The organism is Kocuria palustris (genome assembly GCF_016907795.1).
Classification (GTDB): domain Bacteria; phylum Actinomycetota; class Actinomycetes; order Actinomycetales; family Micrococcaceae; genus Kocuria; species Kocuria palustris.
In genome coordinates this window covers 1,712,912-1,733,574 of the sequence record NZ_JAFBCR010000001.1, presented here as the reverse complement: position 1 = coordinate 1,733,574, position 20,663 = coordinate 1,712,912, and the positions used below count along the sequence as shown (strand labels likewise).

Here is a 20,663-nt window from a genome sequence, read left to right as displayed (position 1 = left end):
TCCCGTACGCTCGGGCCATGACCACTCCCCTGGACAGGATCGGCGGCCTCGTCGCGCCCGCTCGCCGCGCCCTGGAATCCGCGGGGCACACGAGCCTCGAGTCCCTTGACGGTGCGGATCACGACGACCTGCTGGCGCTGCACGGCGTGGGCGCCCGCGCTCTGGAGCGGCTGCAGGCCGCCCTCGAGGAGCGGGGGATGTCGCTGGGCGGGGACGTTCCCGAACCGCAGCCCCGCGACGCCGTGGTCACCGCAGGACACACCGTGGAGGGTGCTGCCGACCTCAAGACGCACCCCACCGACGTCAGCCCGGCGGAGTTCATCGACGGGCTGTCTCCGCAGCGCCGCGTCGACGACGGCCGCGCCCTGCTCGAGCTCTTCGACCGAGTCACAGAGCAGCCGGCGGTCATGTGGGGACCGTCGATGATCGGCTACGGGGAGATCCACTACCGCTATGCGACCGGACGTGAGGGCGACACCTTCCGGGTGGGCTTCAGCCCGCGGAAGTCGGCCGTGAGCCTGTACGGGCTGAAAGGCCATCCCCGCTCCGAGGAGCTGCTGGGGCGGCTCGGCAAGCACCGCGCCGCGGTGTCCTGCGTGTACGTGAACAAGCTCGCCGACATCGATCTGGACGTCCTGGAGCAGCTGGTGCGCCATGCCTGGACGTCTGCACCCAGGAGCTGCTGAATGCCGTCGTCGCCCCCTTCGATCCCGGAGCCCGAGCGCCACGACGAGACGCCGTTCGAGGACGCTGCGACGGTCCAGCCGGCGGCGGGGCCGTCGCCGGCTGCGCTGTCCCTGACGCTGCTGGTGCTGGCCGCGGCCGCCGTCTCCCTGAACCTGCGCCCCATCGCGACCTCGATCGGTCCCGTGCTGGAGGAGATCCAGAGCGGCCTGGGCGCCTCCTCCGCCGTCGCCGGCATCCTGACGGCGCTTCCCGGGCTGATCTTCGGCCTCGCCGGTCTCACAGCGGTGGGCGTGGCGCGGCGCTTCGGGCTCGTGGGGACCATCTGCGGCGGGCTGGTGCTGGTGGGCGCGGCGGGCCTGGTGCGCTCCGTGACCGACTCCGCGGCGGTCTTCCTGGTGGTCACCGCCCTGGCTCTGGCGGGCATGGGCCTGGGCAACGTGCTCGTGCCGGCCGTCATCAAGCGCTACTCAGGAGACCGCACCGCAGCTGTGACGTCCGTGTACACCGTCGTACTCGGCCTCGGCTCGGCGTTGCCGATGTTCGCGACCGCTCCCCTGCTGACCCTGGGGGCCGAGGGAGCCGGGTGGCGCTATGCGCTGGGCACCTGGGCCGTGGTGGCCCTGATCGCCGCGGTGATCTGGGCCGTCATGCTGCTGCGTGTGCGCGGCCAGGATCAGGGGGTCGGCGAGCGCGCCACCGGTCTGCCGATCCACCGCTCCCGAACCGCCGTGGCGCTGTGCGCCTTCTTCGGCCTGCAGTCCATGAACGCCTACGTCCAGTTCGGCTGGCTCGCGCAGATCTACCGCGACGCCGGGATCTCCGCGGGCACGGCGGCCCTGCTGGTGGGCACCATGTCGCTGTTCGGCATCCCCGGCGGGCTACTCATGCCGCAGATCGCCGCCCGCTCGCAGCGGATCACCGTGTGGACCACCGCTCTGGGCCTGTGCATGCTCAGCGGCTGGCTCGGGCTCCTGCTCGCCCCGGCCGCGGGGATGATCGCCTGGGTCCTGCTGCTGGGGGTCGGCCAGTTCACGTTCCCCCTGGCGCTGTCGCTGATCGTCACGCGCTCGGGCACCCCGGAGACCACGGCTCGGCTCTCGGGATTCGCCCAGCCGGTGGGCTACCTGTTCGCGGCGGCCGGTCCGTTCGTGGTGGGGCTGCTGCGCGAAGTCACCGGCGGCTGGACCGCTCCCCTGGCGCTGCTCATCACCAGCGCCGTGCTGCTGATGGGCGCGGGGCTCATGCTGGGCGGCAACCACACGGTCGATCAGGACCTCGCCGACGCCTGAGGCCGACTGCCCCGTTACCTTTTCGGCGGCGCCTGGATCGTCCAGGATGAGCAGGTGCCGGCCAGCCGGTCCTCGGCATGATCGTTGCCCCCAGTCGTCCATGATCCGGGGGGTGTTGTCACCGAGGACCGGTCTGGTGATCACGGATCGCTGATAGAGGCGGGGTCCCCCTCACGAGGGTCTTTGTAACGTGGATGCCGAGCGTGATCACCACAGGGCTGGCCAGCACACCCATGGCCCGACCAGCCCAGGAGCAACCGCCATGACCACCCCAACCCCGGCCGTGTACATCGGCCTCGACGTCGGCAAATCCGACCACCACGCCGTCGCCCTCACCACCGCTGGCGAAAGGGTCTACGACAAGGCACTGCCCAACGACGAAACCCGGCTGCGGGCCATCCTCGACGACCTCGCCGCAGCCCACGGGCCCGTGCTGCTCGTGGTCGACCAGCCGGCCACGATCGGTGCCCTGCCCGTGGCCGTGGCGCAGTCCTGCGAAGACGTGGAAGTGGCCTACCTGCCCGGGCTGGCGATGCGCCGGATCGCAGACCTGCACCCGGGCTCGGCCAAGACCGATGCCCGTGATGCCGCGATCATCGCCGAAGCAGCACGCACCATGCCCCACACCCTGCGGGCTATCCGTGTGGATGATGAGCAGATCGCTGAGCTGGCCATGCTCGCTGGCGCCGATGATGATCTCGCCGCTCAGATCACCGCTTCCTCCAACCGGCTGCGCGGGCTGCTGACCCAGATCCACCCCGCCCTGGAGCGCGTGCTGGGACCGAGGATCACGCACCCGGCAGTAGCGGATCTGCTAGGCCGGTACCCGACCCCGGGCAAGCTCAAGACCGCCGGGCCCGGGCACGTGCGCGCCCGGCTGCGCAAGCACGCACCCCGACTGGCGAACACTCTGACGGAGGAGATCTTCGAAGCCCTGGCCCAGCAGACCGTCGTGGTCGCTGGCACCGAGGCCGCAGCCACCGTCGTGCCGATTCTGGCCGAGCAGCTCGCCGGGCTGCTCCAGCAGCGGGCCAGGCTGGCCACCCAGGTGGAGGCTGTCGTGGAGGCCCACCCTCTTCATCCGGTCCTGATCTCGATGCCCGGTATCGGGGTCAGGACCGCAGCACGGATTCTCACCGAAGTCGTGGGCAAGGACTTCGCCGATGCCGGGCACCTGGCCTCCTACGCCGGCATCGCCCCCGTCACCCGCCGCTCAGGGACCTCGATCCGCGGCGAGCACGCACCCCGCGGAGGCAACAAGCGCCTGAAGCGCGCCCTGTTCCTCTCGGCCTTCGCCTCACTGCACCACGGCCCCTCGAGGGCCTACTACGACCGAAAACGAGCCCAGGGCAAGCGCCACAACCAAGCGCTGATCGCCCTGGCGCGGCGGCGCACTGACGTGCTCTACGCGATGCTGCGGGATGGCACCCTGTACGAAGACCCGACCACGCCTCCGGCGTCGTCGTCAGTCGCTCTGGCGGCTTGACGAAAACCATAGAGGCACCCCCCCTGGCCCGCCGTCGAGGCCGCACGCGCGCAGTCGATCAGCGCTGATCAGCTGCCCTGGTGCGGCCTCGACCGGGGCGGGCGGTGCCTCAGCGGGCGCGCACCCTCAGCCACAGGGTCTCCAGCGGGCCGACCTCCAGGCCCTGCGAGAGATCGAGCGCCGTGTCCTGCTCGGCCAGCAGCGAGGTCGCCTCCGGCTCGAAGCCCGACAGCGTCAGGGCCTCGACCCGCACCGACTCCTCGGAGACGTTGGCCAGGCAGAGGATCACCGACGGGCGCCCCTCCGGATCCAGACCCGGGCGCTGATACGCGACCAGGTGCTCGCTGCCGGCGTCGAAGCCGATCAGATCCGCGCCGTCGAGCTCCGGGGCCGCCGCACGCACGGCCAGCATGTGCCGCAGCCCCGCATAGACCTGCCCGGGGACGCTCGAGCGGTCCAGCCGCTGCTCGAACGCCGCCTCCGGGAAGCGCGGGCGGTGGGCCCACCGGGCGTCGCCGGCCTGATCGGGGTCCTGCGCCCAGTCCTCGTCGTTGGTCTGCGCCAGTTCGTCGCCCAGGTAGATCAGCGGCAGCCCGCCGGTCGAGAACGCGATGCCGTGGGCCAGCAGCACGCGGCGCACGCCGAGTTCGGGCGCGGTCGTCGTGCCGGCCAGCGAGGCCGTGGTGCCGCAGACGCGGGCGTCGCCGGTGCGGGGGTTGTACTGGAACGCGACGCCGTCGGCGAAGGAGCCGTCGAAGCGGCCCGTGTAGAAGTCGTTGAGGAAACGACGGTGCCTGTAGCCGTCGATCCCGTGGCGAGCGGCGTCCTCGTCGGAGAAGGTCCAGCCGATGTCGTCGTGGCTGCGGACGTAGTTGACCCACGCGGTCCCGGCGGGCAGCTCGTGGCGCTCGGCCAGGGCGTCGTCGAGCAGCGTGGCCTTCCGCGTGGCCAGCGCCTCCCAGGTCAGCGCCATCTGCAGGGGGTTGTAGGAGATCTGGCACTCGTCGGGGTGGACGTACTGCACGACCTCGTCCGGGTGCACGATGGCCTCGGACTTGAAGATCGTGGCCGGGGCGGCGATGCGGCAGACGCGGTTGAGGATCTGCACGATCCAGTGCGCCTGCGGCAGCGACTCGCAGGTGGTGCCGAGCTGCTTCCACAGGAACGCGACCGCATCCAGGCGCAGCACCTCCGCCCCCTGGTTGGCCAGGAAGAGCATCTCCTGGGCCATGAGCGCCAGCACGCGCGGATTGGTCCAGTTCAGATCCCACTGGAAGTCGTGGAACGTGGTCCACACCCAGCGGGGGTCATCGGCGGCCACGGGCGTGAAGGAGCCGGGATGGTCGTCCGGGAAGATCTCGCGTGTGGTCCGCTCGAAGGCATCCGGCATCTCGCGATCCGGGTAGATCCAGTACAGCTCCTCGAACTCCGGGTCCCCGGCCTTCGCCCGCTGCGCCCACTTGTGGTCGCTGGCGGTGTGGTTGAGCACGAAGTCGACCACCAGGCTGATGCCGGCCTCGCGAAGCTCCCCGGCGGTGTCCGCGAGCTCCGCCATGGTCCCCAGATCGGGACGCAGCTCGCGGTACGACGACACCGCATAGCCGCCGTCGCTGTTGCCCGCAGGCACCTTGAAGGGCGGCATGACGTGCAGGTACGTCAGACCGAGCTCGCGCAGGTACGGAATCCGCGAGCGCAGCCCCGCCAGATCGCCGGCCCAGCGGTCGATGTAGCAGACCCCGCCCACCTCCGTGGGACGCAGGTACCACTCGGGATCCTCGCCGCGGGTGTCGTCCACCGCGCGCAGCTCCGCGGGGCGCTGCGCCCACGCGCTGGCCAGCTGCGCTCCCATCTCCACCACGACGACGGCGGCCTTCTCACCCGATCCGTAGGTGCGCCGGAGGAGCTCGAGCAGCGCCGGGAAGTGCTCATCGAAGCGCTCGAGGAACCCGGCGGCCTGCCACGGGGCGACCTTCCGCTCGGCCACGAGCTCGCGCAGCTGCGCGACGGCCCGATTGCGGGCGGCCTCGACGGCCTCGGTCGTGCTCGAGAGATCGCTCAGCTCAGGACGGTCGGACACGACGGATGCGCGGGAATCAGAGGCCATGGCTCCATGCTTCCCTGCCGCGCCCCCCGGAGCAAAGCGGTGACCCGCTCAGTCGCTTCCCCCGCCGCCGTCGCCCCCGCCGGAATCGCCGCCGGAGTCGCCGCCGCCGAACCAGCCGGAGCCGCCGCCCGCATCCGCGCCCGAGTCGCCGAACCAGCCCGAGCCGCTGTCATGGTGCCTGTCGTCGGAGTCCCAGCCCTGGGAGTCCGCGTACGTGGCCCCGCCCAGGGCCGCGCCATCGGCGCCGGAGCCGGGACGTCGGCGCGAGCGGTCGCTGGAGGCGCGCACGATCACCACCACGATGATGAGCACCAGAGCGACGATGACGAGAAGCGCGATGCCCAGGACGACGAGGGGCCCGATCGAGATCATGGCAGGAGCATAGATCCCAGAGGGCTCGGTCGTTCCCGCCGGAATCTCCGCCGACGGAGTCGGCGCCGAGAGTCTCCCCGCCGACGGCCACGGTTCGTCGAACAGCGACGCAGATCACGCGATCCTCGTGCGAGCGTGGGAGAATCAGTCTCATGAAGTCAACGTTGCCGCTGCCCGCCAGACTCGCCTCCCGCGCCCCGCAGGAGCCGCAGGATCCCCTGCTGCGGGATCTCGGCGCTTGGCCGGGCCAGCTCGTGGACTCGCAGCTCGAGCGCCGAGCAGCCGCGCACGATGCCTCCCACTACCTCCTGCAGCCCCGCGCCCTGGTCCGCCCCCACTCGGCCGACGAGCTCGGGTCCCTGCTGCGGATCCTGGAGCGCCACGATGCCGGGCTGACCCTGCGCTCGGGCGGGACGTCGCTGTCGGGGCAGGCCGTGACCGATCAGGTGCTGGTCGATGTCAGGCGGCACTTCCGCGGCGTCGAGGTCCTGGACGACGGCGCGCGGGTGCGGGTGCGCCCGGGCAGCACAGTGCGGGAGGTCAACGCGGTGCTGGCCCCGTACGGGCGCAAGCTCGGCCCCGACCCCGCCAGCGAGTCCGCCTGCACCCTGGGCGGGGTCATCGCGGACAACTCCTCGGGCATGCACTGCGGCACGGAGCAGAACACCTACCGCACGCTCGAGTCCATGGTGATGGTGCTGCCCTCGGGCACGGTCCTGGACACCGCGGACCACGACGCCGACCGGCAGCTGCGCGAGGCCGAGCCCGAGCTGCACGAGGGTCTGCTGCGCCTGCGCCGCCGTGTCACGGGTGATGCCGCCTCCACAGCGACCATCGAGCGGCTCTTCGCCATGAAGAACACCATGGGCTACGGCCTCAACGCGTTCCTGGACGAGACCGAGCCGGTGCGGATCCTGCAGCGGCTGATGATCGGCTCGGAGGGCACGCTGGGCTTCGTGGCCGAGGCTGTGCTTCGCACCGTCGAGATCGCCCCTGAGGTCGCCACCGGCCTGCTCGTGTTCCCCACGCTGCTGGAGGCCACCTCCTCGGTGCCCGGGCTCGTGGAGATCGGCTCGGCGACCGTGGAACTCATGGACGCGACCTCGCTGCGGGTCGCCCAGGCCTCCGGCACCGCACCGCGCCAGATCATGGACATCGACGTGGCCGATCACGCCGCGCTGCTGGTCGAGTACAACGGGTCGAGCCCGGAGGGCCTCGCCGAGCGCAGCGGTGCGGCGCGGGAGCACTTCGTCGGCCTGGACCTGTCGGCCGACCCCGGGCTCACCAGCGATGCCGCAGCCCGCGCCGGGCTGTGGACCGTGCGCAAGGGCCTGTACGCCGCCGTCGCCGGGAACCGGCCCTCCGGGGCGAACGCGCTGCTGGAGGACGTCGTGGTCCCGGTGGATCGCCTGGGCGAGACCTGCAACGAGCTCAACCGCCTGTTCGACGCCCACGACTACGAGCAGTCGGTGATCTTCGGCCATGCCAAGGACGGCAACGTCCACTTCATGCTCAACGAGCAGTTCGCAGACACGAACGGGCTGGCGCGCTACGAGCGCTTCACCGACGAGATGGTCGAGCTCATCCTGGACGCCGGAGGCTCGCTGAAGGCCGAGCACGGCACCGGGCGGATCATGGCGCCGTTCGTGCGCCGCCAGTACGGCGACGAGCTCTACGAGGTCATGCGCGAGCTCAAGGCCCTCGTGGACCCGCGCGGGGCGTTCAACCCGGGCGTGATCCTCAACGACGATCCCCGCTGCTACCTCCAGGACCTCAAGATCGCTCCCACGGTCGAGGAGGAGGTCGATCGCTGCGTGGAGTGCGGCTACTGCGAGCCGGTGTGCCCGTCGCAGGATCTGACGCTCACGCCGCGCCAGCGCATCGTGGGGCGTCGCGAGATCCGCGACGCCGAGCAGCGCGGGGACAGGGAGCAGGCCGAGGCCCTGCTGCGGGAGTACGCCTACCTGGGGGAGCAGACATGTGCCGTGGACGGCATGTGCTCGACGGCCTGCCCCGTGGACATCGACACCGGCGATCTGGTCCGACGGCTGCGGGCGGAGAGCGCCTCCCGCATCGAGGACCTCGGCTGGGACACGGCGGCGCGTCGATGGGACGTCGGCGTGCGGGCGGCCTCGGGCGCGCTGAGCGCGGCCGACGCCGTTCCCGCCGCTCTGCCCCGCGCGGCCACCGCGGCGGCGCGAGCCGTGCTCGGCTCGGATCGCGTGCCGCTGTACTCGCAGCATCTGCCCGCAGGAGGAGGACCCCGGCCCGAGCCGCAGTCGCCTCCGGAGGCGCAGGCCGTGCTCTTCGCCGCCTGCGTGTCCTCCATGTTCGGCGGCTCCGAGGCCGGTGAGCCGTCGGCGGCCCAAGCGCTGCTGCGGCTGTGCGAGAGGGCAGGGGTGCCGATCGCCGTGCCCGAGGGACTGGCCTCGACCTGCTGCGGGACGCCGTGGAAGTCCAAGGGCATGACCTCGGGCTTCGAGCGGATGACGCGGACCACGCTGCCGATGCTCTGGGAGGCCACGGACCACGGTCGCCTGCCGGTGGTCTGCGATGCGTCGTCGTGCACCGAGGGCCTCGAGGCCATGCAGGCGGCGGCCGGGCCGGACTCCCCCTGGGCCGGTCTGCGCTTCGTGGACTCGGTGGAGTTCGTCGCCCGGGAGGTGCTGCCCGGCCTGCAGGTGCACGAGCGCCTCGGGTCGATGGCGCTGCACCCCACGTGCTCCTCCACCCAGCTCGGGCTCAACGAATCCCTGCGAAAGATCGCCGAGGCCATGGCCGAGGAGGTCGTCGTGCCCCTTGAGTGGCGCTGCTGCGCCTACGCCGGGGACCGGGGGATGCTGCACCCCGAGCTGACCGCCTCGGCCACGCGCCGGGAGGCCGCCGAGGTGGGCGAGCACGGCTTCGACGCCTACGCCTCCCTGAACCGCACCTGCGAGCTCGGGATGACGGAGGCCACCGGCAGGCCGTACCGCCACGTCCTGCAGCACCTCGAGGCCGCCACCCGCTGACGGTGACAGAGACGGAAGGCGCCCGGTCCTCCCGGACCGGGCGCCTTCACGGCAGTGCGCCGATCAGTCCAGGGTCTGGCGCCCCGCGGGGCTCGCCGGCTTGCGCGGGACGACGAACGAGAGCGCCAGCGCCACCAGGGCGATCCCGAAGCCCACCAGGAAGGCCACATGGACGCCGTGCGCCGTGGCCTCCAGCTCCGACTCCCCTCCCCGGACGGCGGCCAGGGTGCCCACGGACATCAGCGTGATGAACAGGGCGCCGCCGGCCGCGCCCGCCACCTGCTGCAGGGTGTTCAGCAGCGCCGAGCCGTGCGAGTAGAGCGGCTGCGGCAGGCTGCCCAGGGCGGAGGTCATCAGCGGCGTGATCAGCAGGGCCAGGCCGCAGGAGATGATCACGTGGGCCATCACGACGGTCCACAGCGGGGTCTCCAGCGCGAGCCGGCTCAGCGTGAACATGCCGAGGCTGAGCAGGATCGTCCCCGGGATGACCAGGACCCGCGCGCCGTGGCGGTCGTAGAGCCGTCCGACGAACGGGGAGAGCAGGCCCATGATCAGACCGCCCGGCAGCATGACCAGCCCAGTGGTCAGCGTGGAGTGGCCCTGCACCGACTGCAGGTAGATGGGCAGGAGGATGATCATCCCGAACAGGCCGCCGAAGGACACGATCATCAGCCCGAGCGAGATCGTGTAGACGCGATAGGTGAACGGGCGCAGGTCCAGCAGGGCGCGGTCCTCGCGCTGCAGCGAGCGCTGGCGCAGCACGAACAGCACCAGCGCGATCACGCCGACAACGAAGGCCGGCACCGCCGGGATGGCCGCGTCCGAGGCTCCGATGCCGTTGAGGCCCATGACCAGCCCGCCGAAGCCCAGCACGGACAGCGGCACCGAGATCAGGTCCAGGCCCACTCGGCGCTGCTCCCCCATGGCGGGCATGAGCCACGCGCCCAGGGCCAGGGCGGCCAGCGCGATCGGGAGCATGATCGCGAACAGCCACCGCCAGCTCAGCGAGTCCAGGATCAGCCCGGAGATCGTGGGCCCCACGGCCGGGGCCACCGAGATCACCACGGAGATCAGCCCCATCACGGAGCCGCGGCGCTCGACCGGGATCACGTTGAGCACGGTGGTCATCAGCAGCGGCAGCATCAGCGCGGTGCCGCAGGCCTGGATCACGCGCCCGACCATGAGCACGGGGAATCCGGGGGCCAGCATGGCCAGCAGGGTGCCCAGGGTGAACAGGACCATGGCCGCCATGAACACCCGGCGGTGGGCGAAGCGCTGGAGCACGAAACCGGTCGTGGGGATGACCACGGCCATCGTGAGCATGAAGCCTGTGGTCAGCCACTGCGCGGTGGGTGCCGGGATGTCCAGCTCCTCCATGAGATCGGGCAGCGCGACGGAGAGCACCGTCTCGTTGAGGATCACCACGAACGCGGCGGTGATGAGGATGACCAGCAGGGTGCGCACGCGCGCCGGCTCGAGGTCGGGCTGCGCGGGCCGGGGCTCTTCGACTGAGGGCGACACGGGTTCCTCCTGAACTTCTGGGCGGGGGTTCGGCGTCCCGGGCCGGGGCTGAGGCGCACAGGGATGCCGCAGCACGCTACATGCCCGGACATGCGGTGAGAGCACAGTGTGAGGGGCGTCCCACCCTCTGGGCGCCGAGCGGGGCGCTCAGAGGGAAGGGCCCCGACGACCGGAGTCGTCGGGGCCCTTCCCCTCAGTGCCGCTCGGGCGGACCGAGCGGGGCGCTCAGCTCGCTCAGCCGTTGCCGACGGCGCGCTGGGCGGCGTCGTTCTCGGACGTGGCGCCGCGGGTGGCGAGATCGCCCTCGTCGTTCTCCAGGTGGGCGCGCACGAACCACTGGAAGGCCTCGAGGCCGCCGGTCTGGCTGATCAGCATGTCCTCGGTGACCGGGTCGAGCTCGCCGACCTCGTCGATGGCCTTGCGGTGGGACTCGATGACTCCGCTGTAGACCAGATCGAGGGCGCCGAGGTGCTCCAGCGCACCGGCCCGGCCCACGGAGTAGTCGTCCCAGGTGCGGCCCTGCACCAGCGAGCTGGCGCGGCCGTCCGGGGAGTAGCCCAGCGCGGCGATGCGCTCGGCGATGTCGTCGACGGCCGCGCGGACCTCGTCGACCTGGGGATCCAGCATCTCGTGGACTCCGATGAAGTTGCGGCCCACAACGTTCCAGTGCGCGTGCTTGAGCACGAGCTGAAGGTCGTTGAGGGCCCACAGGCGGTCCTGCAGGATCGTCGCGATGCGGTTGCCCTGCTCGGGGGTCAGTCCGGGCAGGGTGTACTTGGCGTTGTTCGGGAATGCCTCAGCCATGGTTCTGCTCCTTCCGTCGCCATCAGCCTGCGCTCCGCGTCTGGCGGAGCCCGATCGATCTGATCAGTCGGCGGATGTCTCCATGCCTCCATGATGGCACCCTTCGGGTGCGTTATCCAGAGCTGGTCAAGATAAGCGAGAAGCAGGACGAGCGGCGCCCCGGGTCCCCTCGCGGGGGCCCGGGGCGCCGCTCAGCCGAGGGCCCGGCTCACTCGGCTGCGTGCCTGCCCCGCGAGGACCGGGAGGATCCGGCCAGGGCCTGCTCCTCCTCGGCGGCGACAACCTCCCGGGCCAGCCGCTCGTCGCGCGAGGCCGGGGCCTCGGCCTGCGGCTTGCCCTGCTGCAGGGACTCGCCCTCCACATCCACGTTCGGCAGGATGCGATCGAGCCAGCGCGGGAACCACCAGGCCTTCTCCCCCAGCAGCGTCATCAGCGCCGGGATGATGGTCATGCGCACCAGGAAGGCGTCCAGCAGCACGCCGATCGCCAGGCCGAAGCCCATGGGCCGGATCATCGCCATGTGGGAGAAGATGAAGCCCGCGAACACCGAGGTCATGATGATCGCCGCCGCGGTCACCACGGCGCGGCCGCCGACCATGCCGCGGACCACCGCGGTGCGCGCCGGATAGCCGTGGACGTGCGCCTCGCGCATGCCGGTGACCAGGAACAGCTGGTAGTCCATCGCCAGGCCGAACAGGATGCCGACCATCAGCGTGGGCAGGAAGCTGAGCACCGGGCCGGGCTCAGTGACGTTGAACAGCCAGCTCAGCCAGCCCCACTGGTACACGGCCACGACCGCCCCGAAGGCCGCCAGCAGGGACAGCAGGAAGCCCAGCGAGGCGATCACGGGCACCAGGATCGAGCGGAAGACCAGGATCAGCAGGACCATCGAGATCACCACGACGACCACCAGGTAGACCGGCAGCGCATCGGAGAGGACCTGGGAGACGTCGATGTTCGCCGCCGTGGTGCCGGCCACGCCGATCGTCGGATCGCCGGCCGACTCCAGGTTCCCGGACAGCCCGCGGATGTCATCCACGAGGGTCTCGGTCGCCTCATCCGACGGACCGCTCTCCGGCACGACCTGCAGCAGCGCCATGCCCGAGTCGACATCGATCGGCGAGGGGACCACGGAGGCGACGTCGTCGAGCTCGGAGACCTCCTGGCCGACTGCCAGCTGCAGCTCCTGAGCCGACTGCTCGTCGGCGTCCTCGGGCAGATCGGCCACCACCGTCATGGGGCCGTTCTTGCCGGCACCGAAGTCCTCGGCGACGGTCTCGTAGGCCCGGTACTGGGTCGAGTCCTGCGGCTCGGTGGAGCCGTCCGGCAGGCCCAGGCGCATGGAGCCCATGGGGATCGCCAGGATCGCCAGCGCGGCCACTGCCGCCAGGAGCACGGGCAGCGGGCGCCGCACGGCCAGGGGCGTCTTGACGTGCTCGGCCTCATCCACCGTGACATCGCGCTGCGACTTGGGCAGCAGGCGCTTGCCCACCAGCCCGAGCAGGGCAGGAGTCAGGGTCAGCGTGATCAGCACGGCCACCAGCACGGCGAGCGCGGCCACGGCGCCCATGAGCGCCAAGAAGGGGATGCCCGTGACGGACAGGCCGATCAGCGCGATCATCACGGTCATGCCTGCGAAGGCCACGGCCGAGCCGGCAGTGCCCGTGGCCAGGCCGATGGCCTCCGTGACCTCCGTGCCGCGGCGCAGCTCGGTGCGGTAGCGGTTGAGCAGGAACAGGGAGTAGTCGATGCCCACGGCCAGGCCCAGCATCACGCCGAGCATCGGGGTCACCGAGGCCATCTGCACCTGTCCCGACAGCGACAGCGCCAGCATGGTGGAGAAGCCCACGCCCACGAAGGCGGTGAGCACCGGCAGGGCCGCGCCGACCGCGGTGCGCAGCATGATCAGCAGGACCACGACCGCCACGACCACGCCCACGATCTCGCCGGCGCCCATCGCCGACATCTCCTGGGCGATCTCGGTGGAGTAGTCGACCTCCACGCCGTCGACTGGGTGATCCTCGACGGCAGCCATCAGATCGTCCTTGGTGGACTGCTCGATGGACATCTGGTCCTCGTCGAAGTTCACCGTGGCGACCGCGGTGGAGCCCTCGGGGGACACGAAGCCGTAGTCGCCCATCATGGCCATGGTGTCCTGGCCGACCTGCAGCTGCTGCTCCTGCTGGGTCACGGACTCGGCGGTGGTGCCCTCGGGCAGCATGCCCGCCTCCACAGCCGCGTCGAGGCGGCCGCTGTCGCGCAGCTCGACCAGCTGGGGCAGCTGCTCGGAGCCCTGCTCGACCTGGTCGCGCTGGTCGTCGAGCTCCGACTGGGCGTCGAAGGGATTCATGGCCGAGGCCATGCCGTCGACGTCGGCGGCGGCGTCCAGGGCCTCGCCGATCTCCGTCTTCTGCTCATCCGTGAACTGCGAGCCGTCCTCGGTGCTGAACACGATCGTGCCCATGCCCTGATTGGCCTCGGGCAGCTCATCGGCCAGCCGGTCGGCGAGCTGCTGGGTCTCGGTGCCCGGGATCTCGAAGGAGTTGGACAGCGTCCCGCCGAACGCGGCGAAGGCCCCGCCGGCGAGCCCCAGCAGGACGATCCAGGTGATGACGGCCGCCCAGGCGCGGGTGGCTGCGCCCCGGCCCAGGCGGTAGAGGAACTTGGCCACTGGCGTGGCTCCCTTCAGGAGACGGTTCCGAGCAGCGACGCCGCCCGGCGATTGTTTCGGGGAATGCAGGAGTCTCGGTGCGCTCAAGGCTCGGGCCTGGCGAACCCGGTCTCGAGCCGCGTCAGCGACCGATCTAACAGGGTGGTCCAGGTGCGGCGGTTGCGCTCGGAGAGCGTCTGGTCCGTGGTCTCGGCCCACTGCTTGACGCTCGAGGACATCGCGGCGATGGCCATCTCCACGAGCAGGCGGATCTCCCAGAGCTCGGCCTCGCCCATGCGCTCATGGAGGGAGTCGACGCAGTCGCGCACCATGCCCTCCATGAGCCCGATCATCCAGATCTCCTCGCTGCGCAGCCTTTCGGCATTCGGACGCTGCCGCTCCTGGTCCATGGCCGAGAGCAGGACGATGGACGGATGCACGGGCGTGAGGATGTCGGCCGAGCGCAGGGCGGCGGTGAAGGCGAGGCACGCCTCCGACAGCGTCGCGAACGGCTCGCCCCCCAAGGCCTTCTCGACCTCCTCGTAGAGCTGATCGACCTTGGATGCGAACGACGCGAAGATCGCCTCGTCCACCGAGGAGAAGTGGTTGAAGATCGTGCGCCGGGAGACGCCCGCCCGCTCGGCGAGGCTCTCGACGCTGAATCCGTCGATCCCGTGCTCCGCCGTGAGCTGCGCGGCGGCCCCGACGATCGCCCGGCGATTGCGCCACTTGGTGGCCTCGCGCTTGTCCGTCGGCGGAGTGCGGCATGACAGTTTCACGCAGTAGACCCTAGCGGGCACCTTGCACCGGGTGCAATGCCTCACCCAGTGACACTCGCGCAGGACGGCACCGCCTCCGGTGTTAGATTCACCGGCATGAGCTCTCCCTCCTCCCGCGCGGACGCGCCGGACAGCGCCGCCGCACCCATCGGATCCTCCAGCCTCGGCGCCGGGATGAAGGGCCGTCATCTCGTGATGATGAGCCTCGGCTCCGCGATCGGCGCAGGTCTGTTCGTGGGCTCGGGCGCCGGCATCCACACCGCTGGTCCCGCGGTCCTGCTCTCCTACGTCATCGCCGGGCTCGTGGTGATCATCATGATGCGCAGCCTGGGAGAGCTCTCCGCCGCCCACCCCTCCTCCGGGGCCTTCTCCGTCTACACATCCCGAGCACTCGGCCCGGCCGCCGGGTTCACGGTCGGATGGCTGTGGTGGTTGCAGCTATGCCTGGTGATCGCCGCCGAATCGACGGCAGCCGCGCAGCTGCTCAACGGCCTGTGGCCCGTCTTCCCCCAGTGGGTGCTGGCTCTCGTGTTCATGGTCGCCTTCACGGCGGTCAACATGCTCGGCGTGGGCAAGTTCGGCGAGTTCGAGTTCTGGTTCTCCATGATCAAGGTCGGCGCCGTGGTGGCCTTCCTGATCGTGGGCATCGTCTTCCTGCTCGGCGGCACTCCGGCGGACTCCCCGGGGCTGAGCAACCTGACCGAGCACGGCGGCTTCTTCCCCATGGGCCTGGGCGGCGTGGCCGCAGGCCTGCTCGTGGTGGCCTTCGCCTTCGGCGGCATCGAGATCGTGGCGGTGGCGGCCGCCGAGACCGAGAACCCCGCGCAGAACATCCGCCGCGCGGTGCGCACCATCGTGTGGCGCATCCTGATCTTCTACATGGGCTCGGTCGCGCTCATGGTGATCGCCCTGCCCTGGGACTCGGACGAGCTGCTGGCCTCGCCGTTCGTGGCCACCCTGGACGCCGCCGGCCTGCCCGGGCTGGGCGCGGTGCTCGGAGTGATCATCGTGGTCGCCCTGCTGTCGTCGCTGAACGCGAACCTCTACGGGGCCTCCCGCATGGTCTACTCGCTGTCCGAGCGCGGCCTGGCCCCGGCGGCCCTGCACCGGGTCGACGGCCGCCGCGTCCCCCTGCTGGCCGTGCTCGCCTCGGTCGCCCTGGGGTTCGTGGGCGTGCTGCTGAACTACCTGTGGGCCGAGGCCGTGCTGGGCATCCTGCTCAACATCGTGGGCTCCACCCTGATCGTCACGTGGGTGGCCACGATCGTCTCCCACCTGATCCTGCGCCGACGCGCCGAGCGCGACGGGACCCCCATGCCCGTGAAGGGCCGCGGCTTCCCCTACGTCAACTACCTGGCGCTGGCCATCATCGCGGCCATCATCGTGCTGGGCATGGGTGTGCCGGATGTGCGCTTCCAGCTGCTGGCCACCGGCGCCCTGGTGGTCGTCCTGTGGGTCATCGGCGCCGCCCTCGCCCGCCGCCGCCCCGGGCTGGCCACCGCAGACCGGGTCTGAGGGCACCCGCAGCAGCGAGGCCCCGCCGGAAGCCCTCCACGGCTCCCGGCGGGGCCTCGTCAGCACTTCCGGTGCGCAGCGGTGCACCGAGCCGGCCCGGACATGTGAAAGGGGCGCTTCGCCCACCCATGGTGCGAAGCGCCCCTGCGGATCGGCCGCGTGACCGGAGGAGCACGCGGCCGGCGGAGATCGGGTCAGCGGACCCGGACCGGATCAGATGCGGTCGTTGCGACCATCCAGATCAGTCCGGCCGTCGACGTCACGACCGTCGACTCCGCGAGCGTCGGCGTCGCGCTCGATGTCGACCTCCTCGCGGGCGACATCGGTCTGGACCTGCTCCTGATCGCGGACGACGTTCTTGTCCAGGCCCACGCGCTCCTTGGCCACGACGTCCTTCTCGACGACCGGGCGCTCCTCGGAGAGGGCCACCTCGACGTCCTCGTCGGACAGGCGGCCGCCGTGCTCGCCATCGGCGATCGGCTCGCGGACGATCTCGACCTCCTCGCGCTCGACCGGGACCGTGACGGTCTCGGTGTCGTGCACGATGTGCTTGCGCAGGCGAGCACGGCCGGTCTGCACGCGCTCGGTGCCGACGTTGACCTCCTCCTCGTGGCGGACCACGGAGTTGGCGTCATCGCCGCGGGCGGTGCCTGCAGCAGCGACATCGTCGCGGTGACGGGCATCGCCGTCGCGCAGGTCGCCCTCACGGCGATCGCCGGCGAGGGGGCCGTCGGCCGCGTTGTCGCGGTACCGGGCGTCGCCGTCGCGCAGGTCGTTGTCGCGGCGGTCGCCGTCGCGGCGGTCGCCGGTGTGCGCCGCGCCGGCCGCACCTGCGGCCGTGCCAGCGGTGCCCGCGGCAGCGGCGTCGCGGCCGTCGACCGCACCATCGCGGGAGTCGCGGCCATCGCGCACCCGCTCGGTGCCGCCGGCCTGGAGGCCGTAGTAGCGGTAGAGCTCGTCCTCCTGGGACTCATCCACGTGGGAGTCCGCGTCCAGGTTCGGGGCGTCCTTGATGAAGGCCTTGGTGTAGGGCACGCGCAGGTCGTCGCCGTCCTGGGTGGCCTCATCGAGCGGAATGAAGGTCTCGTTGCCGCCGAACAGGCCGGTGTTGACCGTGACCCAGTTGGGCTGACCGGTGGCGTCGTCCAGGTAGACCTGACCGACCTTGCCGACCTTGTCCCCGTCCTGATCGATGACGGTGCTGCGCTGCAGGTCCTCGATGCTGATGTTGTTCGCCATGTCGTGCTCCTTAAGTCAAGTGTCGTGCACGTCCCCGCATCGATCTTGTGGACTGATGCGGGGCCCGGTTCGATGGATCGTCCCTTGTCGGACAGAGTCCCTTCGGTCCGGGGGCTGCTTGCCTGAGGAAACCATAAGCAGGTTTGGCATCCATCTGCATCAACTTTTCTGACGAATTCGCTCCGCACAGTCACCCAGTTCCCTGATGGTTCACTGAGAGCGGGGCCACATCTCTGGACGCCCGCGCCTGACGCGAGTACAGGCTCTGGCTACTCTGGGGTCATGAGTCAGACGGAGGCCCCGCAGGGCAGCGCGCCGGAGAAGGCAGGTGCCATCGAGCGGGCCACGGGGACCTCGTGGCCGGAGTGGCGGCGGATCATGGCGGACGGCGGCGCCGCGGACGCAGATCACGCCAGCCTGGCCAGGATCGCGCTGGCCGCCATGGACGAGCGCGTGGAGAATCCGGGCTGGTGGGCGCAGTCGGTGGCCGTGGCCTACGAGCAGGACACCGGCCGCCGCGTGAAGGGACAGGTCGCGGACGGGACCTTCCAGGTCTCCGCGACCCGCACGCTGCCCGGGACCATGGATGAGGTCTTCGAGGCCTGGCTGGCCCGAGCCCAGGAGCTCACCGAGATCGATGGCACGGAGATCGTCGACGGCCCCCGGGAGACCGGCACGGCCAAGCGGCGCCACTGGCGGATCGGCCTTGCCGACGGCACGCGCGCCGTCGTGTCCGCGGAGGCCAAGGGCCAGGGCCGGGCGTTCCTGACAGCCACGCACACCAAGCTGCCCTCGATCGAGCAGCTCGAGCGCTGGCGGGCGGCATGGAAGGACCAGCTCGCCGGCCTGTGAGTCCACGGCAGCCGGCAGTCGGGAAGGAGAGCACATGCACGAACCAGCATCCGAGAACCGCAGCAACCGCTCCCGTGCGTCGGGATCCCGCCCAGGGCCCGCGGCGATCGCCGCCGTCCTGGCGGTGGCCCTGGGCATCGCGACGATCCTCAGCCCCGCCGCGAACCTGCTCCTGCTCATCGGCTGCGCGGCGGCCTTCGGCGCGGGCGTTGGACTGCTCCTGGACCCGCCCCTGCGCGGCTCGCTGCCCAAGGACAGGGCGGCCCTGCGGATCCTGCTGGGTGTCACGGCCGCCGGCGCGCTGCTGGTGGTCCTGCTGCCGGTCCTGAGTCGCACCGGCCTCTGGTGAGACCCCGCTCCGATGCCTCACAGGGCATCGGAGCGGGAAGGGATCAGTCCAGCCCGATCCAGTCGGCCAGGGCCCGGGTGTCCTTGGCACTGGCATTGAAGCCCACGCGGCGGGCCTGCTCCACGATCGAGGCGTGCACGGCGCTGCGCATCACGTCCTTGCTCGGCTGATCATCGCCGGCCAGGTCGATGCCGGCATCGGTGCAGCCGCGGATCGCGTAGAGCAGGTCCTCGCGGGAGATCTGGTGATGCCCCAGCTGCTTGGCCCGCTGCTGGCACCACGTGGTGGCCTCCGAGAGGCTGAAGCTCTCCGCCGTGCGCGAGTACTCCTCCAGCACCGTGAACACGGCGTTCCACTGCTTGCGCGACAGCCGCGGCGCCTTGGCCACCGTGCAGAAGCGCCCCACGGGCTCCGGGACGCGCACCTGGTGCTGCGCCTTGGACTCCACGGACGAGTTCACCGTCTGGTCATCGCGGCGCCCGCCCGAGGAGCCGGAGCCCGTCTTGGCCGGGGCCTTGTGACGGGTGTCGTCCCAGACGCAGCGGTCGTCGAAGCGGGCGTGCGGCAGCCCGACCCGCTCCAGCGCCTTCTTGAAGGACCCGGCTCCGAACCACTTGCTGGCCTTGAGGCCGTCGCCGAGCTCCTCCAGCGCCAGCCGGGACAGATGCGTGTAGGTCAGCGGCGCGGTCGAGCGGCGGTAGGCCCGCGTCACGAAGGACCGGAAGTCCTCCCAGTCCGCGTCCTGCGACCGATCCTCGCCGGAATCCCTCGCCCCGCGCTCCGGGAGCAGGCGGGGCTCGTCGTCGTCCTCGTCGTCGTAGTCGTCCTCGAGGTCTTCGTCCTCGTCGAGCACTGCGGGGTCGTCGTCATCCCAGTCCTCGGAGTCATCGTCCGCCGGGGACTCCGCGTCCGCCTCCTCCTCGGCCTGCTCGGCGCCCTCCGTGGCAGCGAGCAGATCGAAGATGTCCTGCTCGTCGAGGTACTCGTCCGCCAGGGCCTCATAGGCGATCGCGGTCGAGCCGGTGGCGATCACGCAGGTGCGCAGATCGGCGGCGCGCAGGACCTGCAGCAGGGGCGTGAAGTCCGAGTCCGACGACGCCAGGACGAACTCCTCGAACAGGGCCCCCTGGTTCAGCGCGGCCATGACATCCACGACGATGCGGATGTCCGCGCCGTTCTTCGCCTGCTTGGTCAGCGCGGGGCAGTCCACGACCTCGATGCCGGCCTGGGTGAAGTACGGGCGGAAGGCATCGAAGCGGATGCGCTGCCCGGGCTCGGTGGGATGCGGGACGCTGCCGCCCGGGTTCAGGTAGCAGCGCAGCTGCAGCCAGCGCCGCGAGGGGGCGCCGTCCGGATGCGTCAGCCCCTCGATCCACACCTGCGGGCGCTCGGCGATGCGCACGGCGGCTTGCGGGTCGGAGCGCAGGAGGCCGCCGAAGAAGTTGTCGAAGTCGATGTACAGGGCAGAGCGGCGCTGGTCCACAGGTGCCTCCGGGGGGTTGGTCATCACTCAAGCACCCTACGCGTCAGGGGCGACGACGCAGGCCCTCATGACGGGCTCCCGGGCGGAAGGCGCAGCGACAGCGAGCGTGGCTCAGCCCAGCTTCCGCTTGACGTAGCTCTCGCGCACCATCTCCACGACCTCGACGGAGACGCTGCCTGCCGGCCCTTCCGGAACTGCCCCGGCGACCGCCTCGAGGATCGCCTCCGCGGTGCGCGTCCTCAGCTCCTGGCTGCGCCCGGGCAGGACCCGCAGCTGCACTGCCACGTAGCCCGTGCCGTCATGCGGGTGATCCACGGCGAAGTCCTCGAGCACGCGCGCCCGGGCCTTGGCGGAGGACATGTCGTACTCGCCGATCCCCTGCAGGGCGCCCAGCCCCGCCCGGATCAGCTCCTGGGCGTCATAGCCCGGTGCGGCGGCGATGTCTGCGGTGGTCTCGATGATCAGATGCGGCATGAGGTGAGCCTGCCACCGGGGCCCGGCGCCGCACCAGAGCTGCCGCGC

16 protein-coding genes are annotated in these 20,663 nt (G+C 70.9%); 7 read left to right on the top strand and 9 right to left on the bottom strand.

What is annotated here, in order from left to right:
• Positions 1 to 17 precede the first annotated feature (17 nt).
• The 3 genes from JOE55_RS07715 (at position 18) to JOE55_RS07705 (ending at position 3,462) form a co-directional block, all read left to right on the top strand.
• Positions 18 to 686 carry a DUF1801 domain-containing protein gene (locus JOE55_RS07715; protein ID WP_204782533.1) on the top strand — a complete coding sequence of 223 codons (669 nt, stop codon included), beginning with the start codon at positions 18 to 20 and terminating at the stop codon, positions 684 to 686.
• Positions 687 to 1,976, top strand: coding sequence for an MFS transporter (locus JOE55_RS07710; protein WP_204782532.1), 1,290 nt, complete (start codon positions 687 to 689; stop codon positions 1,974 to 1,976).
• Positions 1,977 to 2,238: 262 nt separating this feature from the next.
• Positions 2,239 to 3,462: an IS110 family RNA-guided transposase gene (locus JOE55_RS07705; RefSeq protein ID WP_193215170.1), complete on the top strand. Its 1,224-nt coding sequence runs from the start codon at positions 2,239 to 2,241 to the stop codon at positions 3,460 to 3,462.
• Between the two features lie 109 nt (positions 3,463 to 3,571).
• Here the strand turns inward: JOE55_RS07705 and JOE55_RS07700 are convergent, their stop codons facing one another.
• Both JOE55_RS07700 and JOE55_RS07695 read right to left on the bottom strand, forming a co-directional pair.
• Positions 3,572 to 5,566, bottom strand: a complete 1,995-nt coding sequence (locus JOE55_RS07700; RefSeq protein WP_204782531.1) for an alpha-amylase family protein — start codon at positions 5,564 to 5,566, stop codon at positions 3,572 to 3,574.
• A gap of 48 nt (positions 5,567 to 5,614) precedes the next feature.
• Positions 5,615 to 5,938, bottom strand: coding sequence for a hypothetical protein (locus JOE55_RS07695; RefSeq protein ID WP_204782530.1), 324 nt, complete (start codon positions 5,936 to 5,938; stop codon positions 5,615 to 5,617).
• A 152-nt stretch (positions 5,939 to 6,090) separates the two neighbouring features.
• Here JOE55_RS07695 and JOE55_RS07690 point away from each other — a divergent pair, with 152 nt between their 5' ends.
• Positions 6,091 to 8,949: an FAD-binding and (Fe-S)-binding domain-containing protein gene (locus JOE55_RS07690; protein ID WP_204782529.1), complete on the top strand. Its 2,859-nt coding sequence runs from the start codon at positions 6,091 to 6,093 to the stop codon at positions 8,947 to 8,949.
• A gap of 63 nt (positions 8,950 to 9,012) precedes the next feature.
• Here the strand turns inward: JOE55_RS07690 and JOE55_RS07685 are convergent, their stop codons facing one another.
• The 4 genes from JOE55_RS07685 to JOE55_RS07670 all read right to left on the bottom strand — a co-directional run bounded on the left by JOE55_RS07685 (position 9,013) and on the right by JOE55_RS07670 (position 14,703).
• Entirely contained in the window at positions 9,013 to 10,470 is a 1,458-nt protein-coding gene (locus JOE55_RS07685) for a DHA2 family efflux MFS transporter permease subunit (RefSeq protein ID WP_204782528.1), read from the bottom strand.
• 234 nt (positions 10,471 to 10,704) lie between these two features.
• Positions 10,705 to 11,274: a Dps family protein gene (locus JOE55_RS07680; protein ID WP_204782527.1), complete on the bottom strand. Its 570-nt coding sequence runs from the start codon at positions 11,272 to 11,274 to the stop codon at positions 10,705 to 10,707.
• Between the two features lie 208 nt (positions 11,275 to 11,482).
• Entirely contained in the window at positions 11,483 to 13,945 is a 2,463-nt protein-coding gene (locus JOE55_RS07675; RefSeq protein ID WP_204782526.1) for an MMPL family transporter, read from the bottom strand.
• An 83-nt stretch (positions 13,946 to 14,028) separates the two neighbouring features.
• Positions 14,029 to 14,703, bottom strand: a complete 675-nt coding sequence (locus JOE55_RS07670; RefSeq protein WP_338125461.1) for a TetR/AcrR family transcriptional regulator — start codon at positions 14,701 to 14,703, stop codon at positions 14,029 to 14,031.
• Positions 14,704 to 14,799: 96 nt separating this feature from the next.
• On the opposite strand from JOE55_RS07670, the gene JOE55_RS07665 reads away from it, so the two are divergent.
• Entirely contained in the window at positions 14,800 to 16,218 is a 1,419-nt protein-coding gene (locus tag JOE55_RS07665) for an amino acid permease (protein WP_338125460.1), read from the top strand.
• A gap of 213 nt (positions 16,219 to 16,431) precedes the next feature.
• Here the strand turns inward: JOE55_RS07665 and JOE55_RS07660 are convergent, their stop codons facing one another.
• Positions 16,432 to 17,457, bottom strand: coding sequence for a DUF2382 domain-containing protein (locus tag JOE55_RS07660; protein ID WP_204782524.1), 1,026 nt, complete (start codon positions 17,455 to 17,457; stop codon positions 16,432 to 16,434).
• A 282-nt stretch (positions 17,458 to 17,739) separates the two neighbouring features.
• Here JOE55_RS07660 and JOE55_RS07655 point away from each other — a divergent pair, with 282 nt between their 5' ends.
• Positions 17,740 to 18,309 carry a hypothetical protein gene (locus JOE55_RS07655; protein ID WP_204782523.1) on the top strand — a complete coding sequence of 190 codons (570 nt, stop codon included), beginning with the start codon at positions 17,740 to 17,742 and terminating at the stop codon, positions 18,307 to 18,309.
• Between the two features lie 34 nt (positions 18,310 to 18,343).
• Complete coding sequence (locus JOE55_RS07650; RefSeq protein ID WP_053446658.1) at positions 18,344 to 18,658, top strand: hypothetical protein; 315 nt, start codon at positions 18,344 to 18,346, stop codon at positions 18,656 to 18,658.
• Positions 18,659 to 18,701: 43 nt separating this feature from the next.
• On the opposite strand, the gene JOE55_RS07645 is transcribed toward JOE55_RS07650, so the two are convergent.
• Together JOE55_RS07645 and JOE55_RS07640 are read right to left on the bottom strand one after the other, a co-directional pair.
• Positions 18,702 to 20,165, bottom strand: coding sequence for an NYN domain-containing protein (locus tag JOE55_RS07645; RefSeq protein WP_081609558.1), 1,464 nt, complete (start codon positions 20,163 to 20,165; stop codon positions 18,702 to 18,704).
• Between the two features lie 87 nt (positions 20,166 to 20,252).
• Positions 20,253 to 20,615 carry a tautomerase family protein gene (locus JOE55_RS07640; protein WP_053446657.1) on the bottom strand — a complete coding sequence of 121 codons (363 nt, stop codon included), beginning with the start codon at positions 20,613 to 20,615 and terminating at the stop codon, positions 20,253 to 20,255.
• Positions 20,616 to 20,663 lie beyond the last annotated feature (48 nt).